The sequence below is a fragment of the Massilia solisilvae genome, from assembly GCF_024753215.1.
In the GTDB taxonomy this organism is placed as follows: Bacteria; Pseudomonadota; Gammaproteobacteria; order Burkholderiales; family Burkholderiaceae_D; genus Telluria; species Telluria solisilvae.
This window is the reverse complement of the sequence record NZ_JANUGV010000002.1, coordinates 136,227-156,504: the sequence shown is the minus strand read 5'-3', so window position 1 is coordinate 156,504 and position 20,278 is coordinate 136,227. Positions and strand designations below refer to the sequence as shown.

At 64.3% G+C, this 20,278-nt stretch carries 11 protein-coding genes; 6 read left to right on the top strand and 5 right to left on the bottom strand.

Annotation, left to right across the window (positions count from 1 at the left end):
- Positions 1-126: 126 nt before the first annotated feature.
- From NX773_RS08845 to NX773_RS08825, 5 genes are all read left to right on the top strand, one after another.
- Positions 127-3,003: a TonB-dependent receptor domain-containing protein gene (locus NX773_RS08845; RefSeq protein WP_258855981.1), complete on the top strand. Its 2,877-nt coding sequence runs from the start codon at positions 127-129 to the stop codon at positions 3,001-3,003.
- Between the two features lie 344 nt (positions 3,004-3,347).
- On the top strand, positions 3,348-6,245 hold the full coding sequence (locus NX773_RS08840) for a TonB-dependent receptor plug domain-containing protein (protein ID WP_258855980.1): 2,898 nt from the start codon (positions 3,348-3,350) through the stop codon (positions 6,243-6,245).
- Between the two features lie 164 nt (positions 6,246-6,409).
- Positions 6,410-6,622: a type VI secretion system tube protein Hcp gene (locus NX773_RS08835; protein WP_307728538.1), complete on the top strand. Its 213-nt coding sequence runs from the start codon at positions 6,410-6,412 to the stop codon at positions 6,620-6,622.
- Positions 6,623-6,907: 285 nt separating this feature from the next.
- Positions 6,908-7,474: a hypothetical protein gene (locus NX773_RS08830; protein WP_258855979.1), complete on the top strand. Its 567-nt coding sequence runs from the start codon at positions 6,908-6,910 to the stop codon at positions 7,472-7,474.
- A 79-nt stretch (positions 7,475-7,553) separates the two neighbouring features.
- Entirely contained in the window at positions 7,554-8,675 is a 1,122-nt protein-coding gene (locus NX773_RS08825) for a hypothetical protein (RefSeq protein WP_258855978.1), read from the top strand.
- Between the two features lie 231 nt (positions 8,676-8,906).
- Here the strand turns inward: NX773_RS08825 and gap are convergent, their stop codons facing one another.
- Both gap and tkt read right to left on the bottom strand, forming a co-directional pair.
- Positions 8,907-9,917 carry a type I glyceraldehyde-3-phosphate dehydrogenase gene (gene gap, locus NX773_RS08820; RefSeq protein WP_258824065.1) on the bottom strand — a complete coding sequence of 337 codons (1,011 nt, stop codon included), beginning with the start codon at positions 9,915-9,917 and terminating at the stop codon, positions 8,907-8,909.
- Between the two features lie 71 nt (positions 9,918-9,988).
- Complete coding sequence (gene tkt, locus NX773_RS08815) at positions 9,989-11,983, bottom strand: transketolase (RefSeq protein ID WP_258855977.1); 1,995 nt, start codon at positions 11,981-11,983, stop codon at positions 9,989-9,991.
- A gap of 117 nt (positions 11,984-12,100) precedes the next feature.
- On the opposite strand from tkt, the gene NX773_RS08810 reads away from it, so the two are divergent.
- Positions 12,101-12,826 (top strand): 16S rRNA (uracil(1498)-N(3))-methyltransferase, encoded by a 726-nt coding sequence (locus tag NX773_RS08810; RefSeq protein WP_258855976.1) that lies wholly within the window; start codon positions 12,101-12,103, stop codon positions 12,824-12,826.
- A 182-nt stretch (positions 12,827-13,008) separates the two neighbouring features.
- On the opposite strand, the gene NX773_RS08805 is transcribed toward NX773_RS08810, so the two are convergent.
- The 3 genes from NX773_RS08805 to NX773_RS08795 all read right to left on the bottom strand — a co-directional run bounded on the left by NX773_RS08805 (position 13,009) and on the right by NX773_RS08795 (position 20,082).
- On the bottom strand, positions 13,009-16,113 hold the full coding sequence (locus NX773_RS08805; RefSeq protein WP_258855975.1) for a TonB-dependent receptor: 3,105 nt from the start codon (positions 16,111-16,113) through the stop codon (positions 13,009-13,011).
- Between the two features lie 313 nt (positions 16,114-16,426).
- Positions 16,427-19,495: a TonB-dependent receptor gene (locus NX773_RS08800; RefSeq protein ID WP_258855974.1), complete on the bottom strand. Its 3,069-nt coding sequence runs from the start codon at positions 19,493-19,495 to the stop codon at positions 16,427-16,429.
- A gap of 368 nt (positions 19,496-19,863) precedes the next feature.
- Positions 19,864-20,082, bottom strand: a complete 219-nt coding sequence (locus tag NX773_RS08795; protein WP_258855973.1) for a lipoprotein — start codon at positions 20,080-20,082, stop codon at positions 19,864-19,866.
- Between the last annotated feature and the right edge of the window lie 196 nt (positions 20,083-20,278).

The window sequence follows — 20,278 nt, the reverse complement described above, 5'->3', positions numbered from 1 at the left end:
ATACACGTCTTACCCCCCACTCAAGAAGCCTCACCGGCGTCCTGGGTGGTCATTTGGCGTGTGTTGTAGCAAACCCAATAAGACGCTTTCCGGCACGACCGGAAGCACCACAAACCCGGAGAATACATGCAACAACGTACCAAGATCGCAATGGCCGTGGCCGTCGCACTGCACTCCCTGACCGCCTTCGCGCAAACCGACAGCAATGTCGCCCGCGTCGAAGTGACCGGCTCCCGCATCCGCCAGGTGGACCTGGAAACCGCTCAGCCGGTCCAGGTGATGACCCAGGAACAGATCCAGAAGAGCGGCCTGATCACCGTCGGCGACATCGTCAACAACCTGTCCTCGGCCGGCACCCCGGCGTTCTCGAAGGGCTCGACGCTGACCTCGAACCGCGAGCAGGGCGGCCAGTACATCAACATGCGCAACCTCGGCGCCAACCGCCTGCTGGTGCTGGTCAACGGCAAGCGCTGGACCTCGACCGTGGCCGGCTACACCGACATGTCGACCATCCCGGCCTCGATGATCGAGCGCATCGAGATCCTGAAGGACGGCGCCTCGGCGATCTATGGTTCGGACGCGATCGCCGGCGTAGTGAACGTGATCCTGAAGAAAACGATGGAAGGCGGCATGCTGTCCGTCTACCAGGGCCGTAACGAAAAAGGCGACGGCAAGAGCAACGATTACGCGCTGTCCTACGGCGCCGGCAGCGACAAGGCCTCGATCATGTTCGCCCTGTCGCACACCGAACAGGGCGTGGTCTGGGCCAATGCGCGTCCGGAAACGGCTTCCAGCTACGGCCCGGCACACACCGCCGGCGCCGGCGGCACCGGCCCGTGGGGCCGCATCCGCGCGGTCAGCGCCAGCGGCGGCGCCACCGGCATGAACATGTACCTGAACCACACCGGCGGCTGGCTCGGTGATGGCACCGGCTCCAATTCGCGCGATCCGGCCAGCTACCACACCTTCACCGGCGCCGACGCGGACACCTACAACTCGACCGACGAGATGATGTTCACCATGCCGACGCAGCTGAACAGCATCTTCACCAAGGGCTCGATCGAACTGCCGTACAGCATGCGCCTGACCACCACGGCGATGTACACCGAACGCAGCTCGTCGCGCCAGAACGCCGGCTATCCGCTCAACTCGATGACCCAGAGCAAGTACCCGGTCTACATCGACAAGGACAGCTACTACAACCCGTACGGCAACCAGGTGGCCGGCGCCGGCAAGGGCCAGGACCTGTTCTTCTACCGCCGCACCATCGAGGTGCCGCGCGTGACCGACAACAAGAACCAGACCCTGCACATCGACGCCGTGCTCGAAGGCGAATTCAACGCGCTGGGCAAGACCTTCAACTGGAACGTCGGCTACAACCACAGCGCCATCACCGGCAACGTGCTGCAGACCGGTAACCTGAACCTGCTGGCCCTGAAGAAAGCCCTGGGCCCGTCGTTCAAGAACGCCGCCGGCACCGTCCAGTGCGGCACCCCGGCCGCCCCGCTGTCGCTGACCGAGTGCGTCCCGTTCGACATCCTGGGCGGCCCGTCGGCCTCGAGCCAGGCAGCGCTGAACTACGTGATGTCCACCGGCCAGGCCACCTACGGCAGCAACGTGGACAGCGCCACCGCCGACATCACCGGCGAGCTGTTCAACCTGCCGGCCGGCGCCGTCGGCTTCGCCGCGGGCGTCGAGCACCGCACCCAGAAGGGCTACGACCGTCCGGGCCAGTTCGAGCAGTCCGGCTACTCGACCGACCTGGCTGGCAACGCCACCACCGGCAAGTACACCGTCAAGGAAGAGTACCTCGAGTTCAACGTGCCGCTGCTCAAGGGCGTGCCGTTCGCCGAGCTGCTGTCGCTGGACCTGGCCAGCCGCCATTCGGACTACTCGAACTTCGGCACCACCACCAACAGCAAGGCCAGCGTGATGTGGAAGCCGATCAAGGACCTGCTGGCGCGCGCCACCTACGCCCAGGGCTTCCGCGCCCCGACCCTGAACGACACGTTCGGCGGTGGCTCGCAGTCGTTCGACAGCTACCTTGACCCGTGCGACACCAAGTTCGGCGCTGCCGCCAGCGATCCGGCCGTGCTGGCCCGCTGCCGTGCCGCCGGCGTGCCGGCCAACTTCCGCCAGCTGGGCCAGTCGGGCACCCCGATCACCAGCGCCGGCGCGCAGACCCCGTTCCCGTTCAACACCGGCGCCGGCAACGACGCGCTGGAACCGGAAACGGCCACCACCAAGACCGCTGGCCTGGTGTTCAGCCCGGCGTGGCTGCCTGGCTTCTCGGGCTCGGTCGACTACTACGACATCCACGTCAAGAACCGTATCACCGGCGTCTCGGCCACCTACGAGGTCAATCAGTGCTACGTGAACGGCGTGCAGTCGTTCTGCGACAAGTTCAAGCGTGATCCGGTCACCGGCATGATCACCAGCCTGAACCGCGGCAACGCCAACCTGGGCGAACTGGGCACCAAGGGCGTGGACCTGACCGTGGCCTACCGCTTCAAGCGCAGCAGCTACGGCCAGTTCAACGTGCGTTCGGAATCGACCTACGTCAAGAACTACAGCATCAAGAGCACCGCGACCTCGGACTGGGTTGACTACGCCGGCGAATTCGGCATTCCGAAGTGGAAAGCCAACTTCGCTGTCGACTGGAGCCTGGGCAACTGGAGCGCCACGCTGGCCACCCGCTACTACAGCGGCGTGAAGGCCCAGTGCTGGGATTCGACCACCGAGTGCAACGCACCGACCGAGCGCGCCAGCTGGGGCCCGAACGTGAACCACCTGGGCGCCGAGATCTACAACGACCTGTCGGTGGCCTATGCGTTCCCGTGGAAGGGCAAGCTGCTGGTCGGCGCGAACAACGTGTTCGACAAGAAGCCGCGCGTGAACTACAGCGCCGCAAGCGGCCTGGGCGGCACCTCGTCGGGCGCTTCGGTGGATCCGGAACGTCCAATCGACCGCTTCTTCTACGTCCGCTACAACCAGGCATTCTGATCCCGGCGGGCCACCCGGCCCGCTTGGCGAACGCCTCCCGAAAATGCCCGCCGGCGCCCTGCCGGCGGGCATTTTTTTGTCATGCAGATGTCACGTTTGAACCTTCCCCGCCGGACTCGTCAAGTGGAATTCCGTGAGTATTTACGTACATACGCCGATTCGCAACAGTTGCGCATTTTCACGCAAGTTCCGTTGACAGCATGCCACCCCGAGTGATTCCATTGTTGGTTTGAAAAAATTGCTGAACGCTAATTCAGTAATTTCTTCGAAAACAACTCGCCAAAAGCGACCCGATGCGGCGGCTTGACATAGGCTGCCGCCGTTTTTACCTAGGAGTTTGCAAAATGATGGAAAAAATCTTGTCCCGGTCGATCCGCGTGATCTGCCTGGGCGGCATGGCCCTCGGCATGCAAGCGGCATACGCGCAAGAAGCGCAGCCGCAGTCGATGCAGCGCGTCGAAGTGACCGGTTCGCGCATCCGCGCGGTGGACCTCGAGACCTCGCAGCCGGTCCAGGTGATGACCCAGGAACAGATCCAGAAGTCGGGCCTGGTCACCGTCGGCGACATCCTGAACAACCTGTCGTCGGCCGGCGCCCCGGACTTCTCGAAGGGTGGCTCGCTGGTATCGAACCGTGAAAACGGCGGCCAGTACATCAACCTGCGCAACCTGGGCTCGAACCGCCTGCTGGTGCTGGTGGACGGCAAGCGCTGGACCCAGACCGTGGACGGCTACACCGACCTGTCGACCATCCCGTCGTCGATGGTCGAGCGCATGGAAGTGCTGAAGGACGGCGCTTCGGCCGTGTACGGCTCGGACGCGATCGCCGGCGTGGTCAACATCATCCTGAAGAAGAAGATGGAAGGCGGCCAGCTGTCGGTCTACGAAGGCGCCAACCAGAAGCACGGCGACGCCAAGGCCAAGGACTTCTCGCTGACCTACGGCGCATCGAACGACAAGGCTTCGCTGATGTTCGGCCTGTCGCACACCGAGCAGGGCGTGGTGTGGGCGAACTCGCGCGACATCACCTCGACCTCGTACGGCCCGGCACACGCCACCGCCGCCCTGGGCACCGGCCCGTGGGGCCGCATCGCCGGCGTCTCGGCCACCGGCGGCGCCGACACCTCGGTCATCAACCAGGTCCTGAACCACACCGGCACCTACGACGGCGTGGGCACCGGCTCGAACTCGCGCGACCCGAACAGCTACCACAAGTACACCGGCGCCGCGGCTGACAAGTTCAACTCGACCAGCCAGATGATGTTCAACATGCCGAACCGTCTGGACACCATCTTCACCAAGGGCGTGGTCAACCTGCGCGACGACCTGCGCTTCACCACCACCGCGATGTTCTCGCAGCGCACCGCCGAAGCCACCGTGGCCGGCTACCCGCTGAACTCGACCTCGCAGAGCACCTTCCCGGTGTACGTCGACAAGGACAGCTACTTCAACCCGTACGGCAACCAGGTCGCTGGCGCCGGCAAGGGCCAGGACCTGTACTTCTGGCGCCGTACCATCGAAGTGCCGCGTAACACCGAAAGCGAAAACCGCACGCTGCACATCGACGCCGGCTTCGAAGGCGAATTCGCGGTGCGCGGCCTGCCGTGGAACTGGGATGTGAACTACAACCACAGCGCCGTGAACGGTTCGACCCTGTCGACCGGCAACCTGAACCTGGTCAACCTGAAGAAGGCCCTCGGCCCGTCGTTCATGAACGCTTCGGGCGTGGTCCAGTGCGGCACCGCGGCCAAGCCGGTCTCGCTGACCGAATGCGTGCCGTTCAACATCCTGGGCGGCCCGTCGGCCTCGACCCCGGCTGCGCTGCAGTACGTGATGTCCACCGGCCAGGCCACCTACGGCAGCACGGTCAACAGCGCCACCGCCAACATCGGCGGCGAGCTGTACACCCTGCCGGCCGGCGCGCTGTCGTTCGCCGCTGGTTACGAGCACCGTTCGGTGTCGGGCTACGATCGTCCGGGCCAGTTCGAGCAATCGGGCTACTCGACCGACCTGGCCGGCAACCCGACCTACGGCAAGTACAACGTGAAGGAAGCCTACGCCGAGCTGCGTATCCCGGTGCTGGCCAAGCAGTTCCTGGCCGAGAAGCTGGTGTTCGACCTGGCCACCCGCCACTCGGACTACTCGAACTTCGGCTCGACCAACAACAGCAAGATCAGCTTCGAGTACAAGCCGGTCAAGGACCTGCTGACCCGCGGCACCTGGGCCCAGGGCTTCCGCGCACCGTACGTGGGTGACACCTTCGGCGGCGGCCAGCAGTCGTTCGACACCTACCTCGACCCGTGCGACACCAAGTACGGCTCGGCAGCCAAGGATCCGGCCGTGGCCGCCCGTTGCGCCGCCGCTGGCGTGCCGGCGAACTTCCGCCAGCTGACCCAGACCGGCACCGCGCTGACCAACCCGGGCGGCGCACAGGGCGCCTACCCGTTCCAGGCCGGCGCCGGTAACGCCAGCCTGCAGCCGGAAACCGCCTACACCCGCACCGTCGGCTTCGTGTACAGCCCGTCGTGGCTGCCGGGCTTCTCGGGCTCGCTGGACTGGTACCGCATCAACATCAACAACCGTATCACCGGCGTGTCGGCAACCTATGTCGCCAACCAGTGCTACGTGGCTGGTGTGAGCTCGTTCTGCGGCTCGATCAAGCGTGATCCGATCACCGGTGAAATCACCGCCCTGGCGCGCGGCAACGCCAACCTGGGCAAGATGGAAACCGAAGGCCTGGACCTGTCGCTGGACTACCGCTTCCCGCGCTCGAAGTACGGCCAGTTCACGATCCACAACGAGACTTCGTACGTGAACTCGTTCAAGATCAAGAGCACCGATACCTCGGACTGGCAGGAATATGCCGGCGAGTACTTCTACAACCGCGTGAAGTCGAACACCCAACTGAACTGGACCCTGGGCAACTGGGGCGCGACCTGGGGCGTGCGTTACTACAGCCCGACCAAGGACCAGTGCTGGGATACCGATGTCGAATGCTCCAACCCGGGCATGAAGGCATCGTGGGGCACCGACGTGAACAAGATCGGTTCCGTCATGTACCACGACCTGAACGTATCGTACAAGACCTCGTGGAACGGCAAGGTCATGTTCGGTATGAACAACGTGTTCGACAAGCAGCCGCGCATCGTGTACCAGGCCGGCGCTCAGGCGTCGAGCTCGTCGGTTGATCCGGACCAGTCGCTGGGCCGCTTCTTCTACGTGCGTTACAACCAGTCGTTCTGATCGGGCGGGGCCGCACGGCCCCGTTTGTGAACAGCTGACCGATGCCCGCCCGGCTTTGCCCGGCGGGCATTTTTCTTTGGTGACTCAGAACGCTTGCCCCCCCCTGCCGTCCCCTCCCCCTTCCAGCCGCGGCCCCTGTTCACTTCGTCAACTGGAAATCGTTCCTGGGCGTCGTCATCAAGAACAAGGACTGGATGGAGGTCTCGGGCGTCCACTGGAACATTTTCCAGCCACGCAGCGCTTCCGCATCGACCGCCGGCGGCCATACGGCTGAGCGGGTAGAAATGAGCGACATCGTATTCACCAGAGGTGGCCTGATGTGCGCGGGGGCTTGCTACATGAAGGCGGCCGATATCTGGTTTTGGCCCCTGCCGTAGGCAGGAGTCATGCCCCGCCCGAGGTTGGCTGACGTCGGCCGCAGGACGGACTGTTTCGCGCTGGCCAGCAGCACGTCCAGCGACGCCTCGCCCAAGGCGCAGCCTCGCGGCCGACCGGTGCCACAACACGGGCGGGCGTACCAGCCCCGAGCAGCGCCCTGCTATGGCTGCTAGCCGCCGCCGTCCGCGAATGGCAGGGCTCGACTGACGGTCATCAATGCCGCCGCGACGATGCTGGATCATAATGGCCCAATCGTTGCAAAAACAATAACTTAGGGGAAACAAATGTGCATTGTCACCCACCGTCGGCCGCGCGTGCGCGTTGCCGTGCTTGGCGTACTTGCCGGCGCCATCGGTCTGGCCGCGGCTGCCGGCCAGCCGGCGCCGGCCACCAACCAGGCCGAGATTGGACGCGCATTTGCCGAACTGCGCCATCAAGTTCGTGAGGCAGCCGTCGTAGTGCGCGCAGAAGGCTGGTCGTTCCCGCGGCGCATGACCGAAGCCGACCTTTCCAACCACGGCTGTACTTATGATCTGGAGGATGACACCCTGACGGATTCTCTTCTCGACACGCTCGCTGCTGCACAGTTTCAGGTCGACCCAACACCCCAACGGCCATTTTCCGCCGGCATGGCCGTATATCTCAAGGCGGAAGGCAAGCACGTGAAACTTATCCTCGAACAGCCCTTCGTTTACGAGAGCGGCGCCCCTCTGTCCACCGGAGATGCACGGGGCACGCTGGATGGCGCCGCAGTTGTAGCTAAAGCTCCGCTGTATGCGCAGATCCGAGACCTGGTGCAGCCCTTGAAGCCCACGAGGGTCACCTACGGTTGCGCATCCACGCCTAAGTAACCTTTTCCTTTGATGCTTCCGCACAGATCGGCTAATGCCGAGGCTGTGCTTCGTTCCTCGAATTAGTGGAGAAAGAAAAATGCCGATTACCGCAGATAGTTTTGTGCTGTTGAACTCGACACCAGCAAAAATTGCGCAACTCGACGCGGCACTCCAGTACTTGCAGCTGCACAGCCCTGAAATTGCAGCACCAATCTTGGCGGCAGCGGCCGAGAGCCAGGTGCGAATCATATTCAGCGATCCGAAGATCAATCCAAGCGACGGGTATGGGGAACAGCAGCACGTGATTGTTTGGGATCCTGATTCCGCACTTGTCGTCACCGATATCCGAGGGAATGCGGTAGGGGTGCAGTCAGCGGCCAACGGGCTGTTTCATGAAGTCGTACATGCAATCGACATCAACCAGGCCGTGCGCGAGCACATCCCCAACGGCCAGTACGGCAATGATGCCGAAGCCGTAGCGGTGATGTACGCCGATGCCGTCGCGAAGGACTGCGGCGAAATCCAGCGCAATAACTATGAGGGAAGCGAGCTGTCGGTTTCCAATGTGACCGAGCACACGGGCGATGATGGCACAGGGCATCAGGTTTGGCGCCAAACCAACCCTGTCGGACAAGAAGAGACCGGGCCCCGCTACAAGGCAGGAGATCCGGCTCCTGGCTTCGGCTACGCAGGGAACGAACATGACAACGATCCGCCGGCCAGCGGCGGCGGCGGCGGAGGCGGTTCCAGCGGCACGGATTTGCCGCGTGGGGGCGGCGGGAGTGGTGGCGGCTCCCAAGGCAACGACCAGCCCGGAGATCCTGGTTCAGTCGGCACGGGAGACAACGACGACCCGGACCACCAGCCCACCAACCCCGGTTCTGGTTCGGGCGACGACGGCACCGGCGAGGATGAGGACGGCCAGGTCGGTTCTGGGATCGACAATGGACCGGCCAAGGACGGATCGGGCCCTGGGGGCGGAAGGAATCGCGATGACCACGAGGCTGACCTGCACGCCAAGCTTGGTGCGGGCAACAGCCTGACGTTGCACCACCAAGACTCACCCTCGCCGCATGGGCTGCTGCCGAAAGCCCCGGTGTCCACGCTCATTCATCAGTGGACGGGCAACGGTGGTGGCTTCGACCATGAATCGACGATGCACGACGCGATTGTCGTTGGGGTCCCGACGGCCTTTGACCACATCGTGGCGCTTATGTGATGGCGCGGCTCCGGGCTGGTCGAACGTCAAGCCTGTCCCGTGTCCGCTGGCCGCACCGCGGGGGAGAAAGATGGACCGCACGCTGGCGGGCCGAACCCATTCCTGGCTGGGCGGCCTCGCGGTTCGTCTTGCGCCCCAGGACCACGACCGGCCCTACACGGGCAAAAAAAGAGGCGCCAATGTCGCCATTGGCACCTCTTCTTCACCGCGCGCAAGCGCGCGTGTGCGAGATTACTTCGCGTTCATCAGCGCGACGGTGGTGTCGAGCATGCGGTTCGAGAAGCCCCACTCGTTGTCGTACCACGAGGACACCTTCACCAAGCGGCCCGACACCTTGGTCAGGGTCGCGTCGAAGTTCGACGAGGCCGGGTTGTGGTTGAAGTCCACCGACACCAGCGGCTCGGTGTTGTAGGTCAGGATGCCCTTCAGTGCGCCTTCGGAAGCGTCCTTCATGATCTTGTTGATCTCTTCCACGGTGGTGTCGCGCTTGGCGATGAACGACAGGTCCACGATCGACACGTTGATGGTCGGAACGCGGATCGCGTAGCCGTCCAGCTTGCCGTTCAGCTCAGGCAGCACCAGGCCGACCGCGGCGGCGGCGCCGGTCTTGGTCGGGATCATCGACATCGTGGCCGAACGGGCGCGGCGCAGGTCTTCGTGCATCACGTCGGTCAGCACCTGGTCGTTGGTGTAGGCGTGCACGGTGGTCATCAGGCCGGTTTCCAGGCCGATGGTGTCGTTCAGCGGCTTGACCAGCGGGGCCAGGCAGTTGGTGGTGCACGAGGCGTTCGAGATCACGGTGTCGGTGCTCTTGAGCACGTTGTGGTTCACGCCGTACACGACGGTCGCGTCCACGTCCTTGCCGCCCGGTGCCGAGATGATCACCTTCTTGGCGCCGCCCTTCAGGTGGGCCGAGGCTTTCTCTTTGCTGGTGAAGAAGCCGGTGCACTCGAGCACGACGTCCACGCCCAGCTCGCCCCACGGGATTTCGGCCGGGTTGCGCTGCGCGAACACGCGGATCTTGTCGCCGTTGACGATCATGTTGTCGCCTTCGACAGCGACGGTGCCCGGGAACTTGCCGTGGGCGGTGTCGTAACGGGTCAGGTGGGCGTTGTGCTCGGCATTGCCCAGGTCGTTGATCGCCACGATCTGGATGTCTTGCTTCTTGCCGCCTTCATAGAACGCGCGCAGGATGTTGCGGCCAATACGGCCATAACCGTTGATTGCGACTTTGATCGTCATTATTAGCTCCTGATTAAAAAAACCTGTTCCAGACCGTAAGGCGGGCAGGAACCCCTGCCCGCCCTACCAATTCAACCGATGACCGACTTGACCTTGGCCACGACGTTCTCGACCGTGAAGCCGAAGTACTTGAACAGCACGCCCGCAGGCGCCGATTCGCCGAAGGTGTCGATCCCGACGACCGCGCCGTCGAGTCCAACGTACTTGTACCAGAAATCAGTGACGCCTGCTTCGATGGCAACACGAGGCGTGCCGCGGGTCAACACGCTGGCCTTGTAGGCCGCATCCTGGCGCTCGAACACGTCGGTGGACGGCATCGACACCACGCGCACCGCAATGCCTTCCGCTGCCAGCGCGTCGGCGGCCTTGGTCGCCAGCTCCACTTCGGAACCGGTGGCGATCAGGATGGCTTTGGCATCGGCCGCGTCGCGCAGCACGTAGCCGCCCTTGGCGATGTTGGCCACGGTCTGCGCGTCGCGCTCCTGGAACGGCAGGTTCTGGCGCGAGAAGATCAGGGTCGACGGGCCGTCGTGGCGCTTGACCGCCGCGCCCCATGCCACTGCCGACTCCACCGTGTCGGCCGGGCGCCAGTTGTCCAGGTTCGGGATCAGGCGCAGCGACGAGACATGCTCGATCGACTGGTGGGTCGGGCCGTCTTCGCCCAGGCCGATCGAGTCGTGGGTGAACACGAAAATCGAGCGGATCTTCATCAGGGCCGCCATGCGCAGCGCGTTGCGGCTGTAGTCCGAGAAGGTCAGGAAGGTCGCGCCGAACGGGATGAAGCCGCCGTGCAGGGCCACGCCGTTCATGATGCCGGCCATGCCGAACTCGCGCACGCCATAGTTGATGTGGTTGCCCGGCACGCCCGAACGCACGGCCTTGCATTCTTTCCAGTTGGTCAGGTTCGAGCCGGTCAGGTCGGCCGAGCCGCCCAAAAATTCCGGCAGCGCCGGTGCCAGGGCCTGGATCGCGTTCTGGCTGGCCTTGCGGGTGGCGATGTTCTCTTTCTTCTCGATGCACGAGGCGACCGCGGCGGCAAGCACCTGCTCGAAGTTGCCCGGCAGTTCACCCTTCATGCGGCGCTCGAATTCGGCGGCCAGCTGCGGATACTGGGCACGGTAGCCGGCGAACAGCTCGTTCCACTCGGCCTCGACCTTGGCGCCGCGCGCCTTCGCGTCCCAGGCTTCATAGATCGGGGCCGGGATGTCGAACGGGATCGCGTCCCAGATCAGGTGCTCGCGCACGGCCGCGATTTCCTTGTCGCCCAGCGGCGCGCCGTGCACCTTGTCGCCGCCCTGCAGGTTGGGCGAGCCCTTGCCGATGATGGTCTTGCAGCAGATCAGGGTCGGCTTGTCCGCGGTCTTCGCTTGCGCGATGGCGGCGTCCAGCGCGGCCACATCATGGCCGTCCACGTTGCGGATCACGTTCCAGCCATACGCTTCGAAGCGCTTCGGGGTGTCGTCGGTGAACCAGCCTTCCACCTTGCCGTCGATCGAGATGCCGTTGTCGTCGTACAGCCAGACCAGCTTTTTCAGGCCCAGGGTGCCGGCCAGCGACGCCACTTCGTGCGAGATGCCTTCCATCAGGCAGCCGTCGCCCAGGAAGGCGTAGGTGTGGTGATCGACGATGTCAAAGCCCGGTCGGTTGAATTCCGACGCCAGCAGCCACTCGGCCAGTGCCATGCCCACCGAGTTCGAGATGCCCTGCCCCAGCGGCCCGGTGGTCGTTTCCGCGCCCGGGGTGATGCCCACTTCCGGGTGACCCGGGGTCTTCGAGTGCAGCTGGCGGAAGTTGCGGATCTCGTCCATCGACAGGTCGTAGCCGGCCAGATGCAGCAGCGCGTAGTGCAGCATCGAACCGTGGCCATTGGACAGCAGGAAGCGGTCGCGGTTGGCCCAGTGCGGGTTGGCCGGGTTGTGGCGGTAGTGACCGTCCCACAACGCAACCGCGATCTCCGCCATGCCCATCGGCATGCCGGGGTGGCCCGAGTTGGCCTTCTGGACAGCGTCCATCGCCAGCGCGCGGATCGCATTGGCCATCAGGGTGGTGGTTTGGGTAGGTTTCATGGATGCGTAAGTCTGGATTGGAAAGCGGCGGCGCGGTGCCTTAACCCACTATTCTACCAGAGCGGGGTGCTGCCGAATTAAAATGCAGCTTTTGTCGAATCGTCATCCAGGAGCCGCATGCCCCGCTTTTACTGCCCCCAGCCCCTCGCCCTTGGCACCACGGTCGACCTGCCGGAAACGGTGGTGCGCCACCTGCAGGTACTGCGCATGGCGCCGGGCGACCCGCTCGAATTGTTCAACGGCCAGGGTGGCTGCTGGCACGCTGCCCTGGCCTTCCTCGACAAGAAGCGCGCGCAGGCCAGCGTGACCGGATTCGATGCCCGCGAGGCCGAGCTGCCGTTCGCGGTGACGCTGGCGCAGGGGCTGCCCGAGGGCGCGAAGATGGACTGGATCGTCGAGAAGGCGGTCGAGCTGGGGGTGGCCGCGGTGCAGCCGCTGGCGGCGCAGCGCTCGGTGGTCAAGCTGGCCGGCGAGCGCGCCGACAAGCGCATCGCGCACTGGCAGGCGGTGGTGGTCGCGGCCAGCGAACAGTGCGGGCGCAACCGGCTGGCACAAGTGGCGCCGCTGGCGCAGTATGGCCAATGGATCGCGCAGCCGGCGGCGCAGCCGCGCATCCTGCTGTCGCCGCGCGCCACGCAGTCGCTGCCGGCGTGGGCCGCATCCACCGCGCCGCAGGACGTGTGCCTCGTCATCGGTCCCGAGGGCGGGTTTTCGGAGCAGGAAGAGGACCTGGCCGTGGCGGGCGGCGCGCTGATGCTGTCGATGGGACCGCGCGTGCTGCGCACCGAGACCGCGGGGCTGGCGGCGCTGGCGGCGCTGGCCGCGCTGTGGGGCGGCATGTAATTGCGTCCAACAGTAGCCCCCCGCGCAGGCGGGGACCCATGCTGAGGTTGGGAGCGCGCGGCGGTTGCTCGACGACGCGGCGTGTCCATCGGTCCCCGCCTGCGCGGGGACGACCTGAACAAGCCAACAATGAAAAAAAACGCCCCGGCAAGCCGGGGCGTTCCTGGTTCAACCGTGATGCATCAGAACCGGTGGTTGAACTCTGCCGACAGGCGCATCGAGCGCACCGGCGTGTACGACGACACCGAGTTGTAGTTCACGCTGACGCCACCCGAGCCGTTGTTGTACTGCTCGTTGTACTTGGCCACGTCCTGGCTGTTGAACACGTTGAACACATCCAGCTTCAGGGCCAGGCCCTCGAAGACCTTCGGACGGTACACCAGGTTCAGGTCCAGGCTCTTGGTCCACGGCAGGCGGCCCATGGTGCCGCGCGGTGCCGGCACGTTCTGGTCCCAGGTCTTGCCGAAGCAGAAGTGCTCGACGCCGTAGTTCGGCGACTGACCCACCTGCTGCCAATCCGGATCCGAGGCCGGGTTCGGGTCCCAGCCCAGGCAGCCGCGCGGACGGCCCGACTGGATCGACAGGTTGCCGCCCACGGTCCATTCCTGGTTGATGTCGTAGAAGCCGAACGCCTTGATCTGGTGCAGGCGGTCGTTCGGCAGCAGGCCGTTAGCGTAACGCATGATGCCCGAGTAGTCCCAGGTCGTGGTCGCCGCCACGTCGCCCTGGCCGGTGTTCAGGTCGGACAGGGTCTGGCCTTCGGTGTTGCCGGTGCTGCGCGACAGGGTGTAGTTCAGCTTGCCGTACCAGCCGTTGCGGTACGGGTGCTCCACGAACAGGTCCAGCGCCTTGTACACGCGCTTCGGTTTCTCGAAGCCCAGTTCGGCGGCGGTCAGGTGCACCTTGGTGTACTGGCCGTTCTTCATGTAGTCGATCATGAAGTCCTGGTCTTCACCCGGGTTGAACGACGCGCACTGGAAGTACGGGTAGATCGGGTTGTCGGCCGGGTCGAAGTCGGCCTCCCCTGCCATCTTGATGCCATGGGCCAGCGCATAGCGGCGGAACGGACGGCCGTCGCAGAAGTCGTCGATGGTCGACTTGAGCGTGCGGTAGGTCACCTTGGCGCCCCAGTTCAGCGACGGCGAGTAAGCCTGTTCGAAGCCGAGGGTCAGCTCGTCCTGGCGCGACGGCTTCAGGTTGAGCGAGGCGACCGTCTTCGGATCCTTCGGCTGGCCGAACTCGCCGTTGGCCGAGACCGGCACCGTCAGCTGCGTCAGGCCAGTCGGCTGGCCGTTCTTGTCGGTGCCGGTGTAGCTGTAGTACTGGCTGGTGTTCTGCGAGCCGTTGGCGCCGCGCAGCGCGACCACGGTCGGCATCTGCACGGTGTAGCGGCCGGCGCTGCCGAACACCTTCAGCGACGAGTCGCCGTTCACGTCCCACACGGCGCTGGCGCGCGGCTGGATGATGTTCTTCTGCTCCAGGTACGACACGTGGGCCGAGTTCTGGTTCTCGAAGCTCTCGTTACGCACGCCGATCGTCACCAGGAGGTCCTTGGTCACCTTCCAGTTATCCTCGATGTACTGGGCACTCTGCTTGGAGAACGCGTCCGACGCAGTGGACGAGATGGTCTTGGCCACGTAGTAGCCCTGCGCCGCCAGCGGGCCGTTGCCGGAGAACGCGGGGATGTTGCCGCCCGGCACCGGGGTGGACTTGGTCGGGTCACCCACCTTGCCGTAGGTCCAGGTCCAGCCGCCCGCGGTGACATCGCCGGCGTGCAGCGAGGACACCTTGATCTTGTCGATACCTGCGCGCAGCGTGTGGCTGCCCAGCTTGTACTCGAGGTCGGCACGGAAAAAGTCCACGTCGTCATACGACGGCGACGAAGCCAGGGTGGTGAATTTCTGCGGGCTGACGTAGTTCAGGCCAGGCGCCTGGAACTCGGCGTCCGCGCGCGCGCCCGGCATGGTCGGGTCATAGCCGCCCGGCTCCGTGATGTGCTCGGTATGGCTGCGCCCGCCCAGGGCGGTCACGGTCAGGTTGTCGGTCAGGTTGCCGGTATAGCGCAGGATCTGCACTTCGGCGCCGTTCGGCGCGGCCGCGGTGCCGGGGGATTCCTCGTGCATCGTCGACTTCTCGACGCCACCCGGGGCGTGCAGCTTGTAGTCGTAAGCGTAGTACTTGGTGTCCACGGTCGGCAGGTCGCCCAGCTGGGTGAACTCGAGGCGGTGCTCGTCGGTGATGTTCCAGTCGAACTTGGTGTAGTAGCGCAGGGTCTTGACCATGCGCTCGCGGTAGCCCTGGTTGGCCAGCAGCGTGGCCGAGTCGTTCATGTTGCGGTTGATGCTGTGCTGGTCGGACTTGGTGTTTTCCACCGCCGCGAACATGAACAGCTTGTCCTTGACGATCGGGCCGCCGACATATGCGCCGAGCTGGTCGGTCGTGACTTCGTTGACGTGGTAGTCGGTGCGCGACAGGCCCTTGTTGGCGCTGGTGTCGGCGAAGTAGGCGTCCTTCTGCTTGCTGCGCAGGCGGTTCGGCGCGGTGCTGGCCAGCGCGCCCACTTCCCAGTTGTTGGTGCCGCTCTTGCCGGTGATGTTGACCACGCCGCCGACCGAACGGCCGAACTCGGCGCCGTAGCCGCCGGTCTTGATCTCGGCGGTGGCGATGGCGCCGAACGGCAGCTCGGACGCGCCCAGCTGGGTCAGCGGGTTGGTGACCGGCATACCGTTGATGTAGTACGCGTTCTCCGACGGGCCGCCGCCGCCGATCGAGGCGCCGGCGATGTAGGTCGGGTCGCTCTTGGTGGTGTTCGGGGCCAGCTGGATGATCGCATCGACGTTGCGCGCGACCGGCAGCTTGGCCAGTTCCTTGGCGGTGAAGGTGGCGCCGTTGGAGGCGCTGGACACGTCGATGCGGCTGCGGCGGCCGGTCACCTCGACCTTGGCCACGCCGCCGCTGACGAAGACGGCTTCCACGCCCTGGCCGGCGATGACCTCGACCTCCGAGGCCTGGCCGTTCATGCTGCCGCCCTGCAGGGTGGCGCGGTAGCGGCCGATGGCCAGCGCCGAGGCGGTAAACGAACCGGACGCGTCCACCTGGACGGTACGCTGCTGGTTGGTGTCCAGGTTGCGCAGCACCACCGAGGTGGCGGAGCCGGGGGCAACCTTACCGTACACGGTACCGGCGGCGTTCGACTGGGCGGCCGCCGGCTGCATCACCGCGGCCGACAGCGCGGCCGTGGAAAATGCGATCGACAAAGCGCGTGCTACAACAGTTTTTCGTAACATGTGATTTCCTATTTGTTTTCCGGACGAATAAATCACTATTCAGCGCCGGGAAGGTTATGCGTTTTGAATCACCTGTAATGCTTTTTGTCCCAACTTGTTTCTCTCTTCCACCTGAAGGTGAAAAATTCATTCTCTTTGCGATTTGTCAAAGAAAGTGAACTTAAACATAGAAACATATCGAAACTTCAAGTGTCAACTTTGCACAACCGTGAAATGCATATAAACAACAGTAACTATTCGAGCCGCATGCGCGGGTGCTGAAGGTGAAAAAAAAGCCGCCCCGAAGGGCGGCTTTGCCGGTCGCGCTGGTTGATCAGAAGCGGTGGTTGTACTCCACCGTGAAGCGGGCCGAACGCGGCGCGGTGTAGCCGACGAACGCGCCCGGGGTGTTCCAGGTCGGGTTGCGGCTGCCGTCGTCGGTGTTGTACAGCTGGTCGACCTGCTGCACCGTCTGCTTGTTGAGCACGTTGAACACGTCCACCTTGAACGACAGGCCCTTGACCGCGGCCGGACGGTAGGTGAGCGACGCATCCAGGCGCACGTCCCACGGCAGGCGGCCGGCCGAGCCTTGCGGCGACGGCGGGTTTGCGCCGGACGGGCCGAAGCAGTAGTGGTAGGCCGCGCCGTAGTCCGGGAAGCCGTCGGTCTGCTTGTCGATCGGATAGGTACCCAGGCAGGTGATCGGCATGCCCGAGGCGGCCAGGAAGTTGCCGCCCAGGATCCACTCAGGCGTCACTTCCCAGTAGCCGTAGGCCTTGATCTGGTGCGTGCGGTCGTTCGGCAGCACGCCGTTGGCGTACTCCATGATCTCGTAGTGGTCCCAGGTCTGGGTCGCCGCCACGTCGGTCTGGGCCACCGCGGACAGGGTCTGGCCTTCGGTATTGCCCTTGCTGCGCGACCAGGTGTAGTTCACCTTGCCGTACCAGCCATTGCGCATCGGGTGCTCGAGGAACAGGTCGAGCGCGCTGTAGGTGCGCTCCGGCTTGCCGAAGCCCATCTCCTTGGCCGACAGCGACACCGGGGTCAGGTTCTTGCCGGTGCCGGAGAAGTCGACCAGGAAGTCGTTGGTCTGGCCCGGGTTGATCGAGGCGCACATGAAGCCCGCCCAGTTGTCCTCGTTCACGTTATGCGCGGCTGCCCAGGCGTCGAACGGACGCTGGTCGCACCAGTCGTCGATCGTGGTGCGCAGCTTGCGGTAGGTGACTTTGGCGCCGAAGTTCAGCTCCGGCGAGTACATGCGCTCGAAGCCGAGCGTGAACTCATCCTGGTAGGACGGCTTCAGGTTCTGCGCGGCCACCGTCTCGGGCAGCTTGGCCTGGCCAAACTCGTTGTCCGGCGACACCAGCGGAGTCAGCGCGGTGAGGCCGGTCGGCTGGCCGTCCGCGCCCACGCCCGTGTAGGTGTAGAAGGTGCGGGTGTAGGTCGAACGCGAGGCGCCGCGGATCGCGATGTGGGTCGGGATCTGGATCGAGTAACGGCCCAGCGAGCCGAACACCTTCAGGCTGGCGTCGCCGTAGGCATCCCAGACCGCCGACACGCGCGGGTTGATCTGGTTGTCCATTTTCAGGAACGCCTGGCGCTCGCCGTTCAGGTTCTTGTACTGCTCGATGCGCACGCCGCCGGTGACCAGGAGGTCCTTGGTCAGCTGCCAGCGGTCTTCCAGGTACTGCGCCGACTGGTTCGAGAACGCGGCCGTCACGTCTTCGAAGATCTGCTTGCGCACGTAGTAGCCGGCGGCGGCCAGCGGGCCCGAACCATTGTTGACCTTGGTCTTGTAGCCGGTCAGCGACTGCAGGTCGTTCGGGGTGTCGGTCTTGAAGTAGGTCCAGGTGAACCCGCCCGGCGTCAGGTCGCCCGCGCCATACGACGAGAGCTTGTTGTCGTCGATACCGGCGCGCAGCGTGTGGTCGCCCAGCTTCCACTCCAGGTCCACGCGGGTCGACTTGACCTTGTCGTACGAGTAGTCCGTGTTGATGCGCTGGCCGGCGAACGGCTGCGGGTTGTTGTAGGTCAGGCCGGGCGCCTTGGCGGCCTGGCTGTCGAAGGTGATGCCCGGCACCGTCGGGTTGTAGCCCATGCGGTCGTTGACGTGGTCGGTCTTGTTCTCGCCGTACAGCACCTGCAGGGTCAGGGCATCGGTCAGGTTGCCGGTGTAGCGCAGGATGTTGGTCTTGGCGCCGATGGTCGGGGTGATGTTGGCCACGCTTTCGTAATGGCCGCCCGAAACGACCTTGCCGGTGTGCGCGAAGGTGTTGTAGTTGAAGTCCGAGTAGCGCAGGTCCGACTCCGGCTTGTCGCCGATCGAGGTCCACTCCAGCCGATGGTTGTCGTTGATGTTCCAGTCAAACTTGGCCAGGTAGCGGGTGGTGGTGTTCTTGCGGTGCAGCCAGCCCGACGAGAGACTGCCATCGGTATCAGCTTCGTCCGAGGTGCGCGCCACACCGTCGCGCTTCTGGTTGGTGCGCTCGGCGGCGATGAACATGAACAGCTTGTCCTCGATGATCGGGCCGCCCACGTAGGCGCCGACGCGGTTCTGGCTGTCGCTGGTCAGGTCGTTCTTGGCATACAGGGTGCCGTCGGTGGGCTGGTCGTTGTGCGCGTAGTACACATTGCGCGCCTTCGAGCGCAGCCCGTTCGGCTCGATGCTGGCCTGGGCGCCGGCTTCCCAGTTGTTGGTGCCGGACTTGGTGGTGATGTTCATCACGCCACCGATCGAACGGCCGAACTCGGCGCCGAAGCCGCCGGTCAGCACCTGGGCCTGGGCGATCGCGCCGAACGGCAGCTCGGACGCGCCGAGCTGGGTCAGCGGGTTGGTGACCGGGAAGCCGTTGATGTAGTAGGCGTTCTCGGAAGCGCCGCCGCCGCCGAACGAGGCGCCGGCCGCATAGCGCGGGTCGGCGCGGGTGGTGTTCGGGGCGAGCTGGACGATTGCCGAGACGCTCTGCTGGATCGGCAGCTGGGCCAGTTCCTTGGCGGTGAAGGTGGCGCCGTTGTTGGCGCTCGATACGTCGATGCGGCTGCGGCGGGCGGTGATTTCGACCTTCGCCACGTTGCTGAACGAGGCATCCACGCCCTGGCCGATCAGCACGTCCACCTCGGTGGTGTTGACGACTTTGCCCTCGCGCATCAACTCGACCTTGTAGTGGCCCGGCGGCATGGCAGAGGCCTGGTAGCGGCCGCTGGCGTCAGGCGTCACGGTGCGGCGCAGGCCGGTTTCCGTGTTACTGAGCACGACCGTTGCACCGGCAGCGCCGTCGACACGACCGTAAACGTTACCCGAAGCGTTCGATTGCGCCATTGCGGGCTCCACCACCGCAACACTGAGCGCCGCAGCGCCAAAGGCAATCGACAAAGCATGTACCAACACGGTTTTTCTTAGCATTTGATTTCCTTTAGGTAATGCCCCGTGCCCAACATAGGCCCGGTTCAGCCGCTACCGGCCTGGCGCCCGGATTGCGTCCGGCGCCGCGTGTGTCCCTCACGACCGGTAACAAGTCGGCAATGTGAACATGCTAATAATCGCGAATCAAGTAACAATTTGTAGCTGCCGTCAAAAACAACAGATTGTAAAAATATAAATACATTGTGAGGAAGCTTTGTTTGACAATCTTGTGACATTGCATCACATTTGGCCCTTCCCCGGCCGGGTTCGACGGTGCGGCGGCCCAAATGAAAACCGCCCCTGGCGGGGCGGTGTGCGTGGCGCCGCGTTCGGCGCAGCGATGCCGTTTGGCGGCAGGCGCCGGGCCCTTATTTGCCGCCCTGGGGATCGGACATCATCTGCTGCTGGCGCTGGAACTCCTCTTTGTCCATGAATTTGCGCTCATCAGCCACTTTCACATTCTTGCGCGGGACAAAGGTGCCCAACGGGGTGTAGGTCTGTTCCTGGCTGGCCACCTGGCCGCCGTCGGTGCTCGCGCAGCCAGCCAGCGCGGCGACACCGACCGCGGCAAAAATCAGTTTCCTCAAGTTCTTCTCCTTCAGTTAATCGGATAATGCGAGCGACCAGCTTGGTAGCCTGCCGACCCACGAGTCTATCAGTCCGCGCTGCACAAATTGTATTGGATTGCAACCAATAGTCACCGCAGAAAGAAAAATGGCGGGCCGGCCGGTCACGAGAACCGGGCCGGCCCGCCATCGGGCCAACCGTGCACGGCGGCAGCTG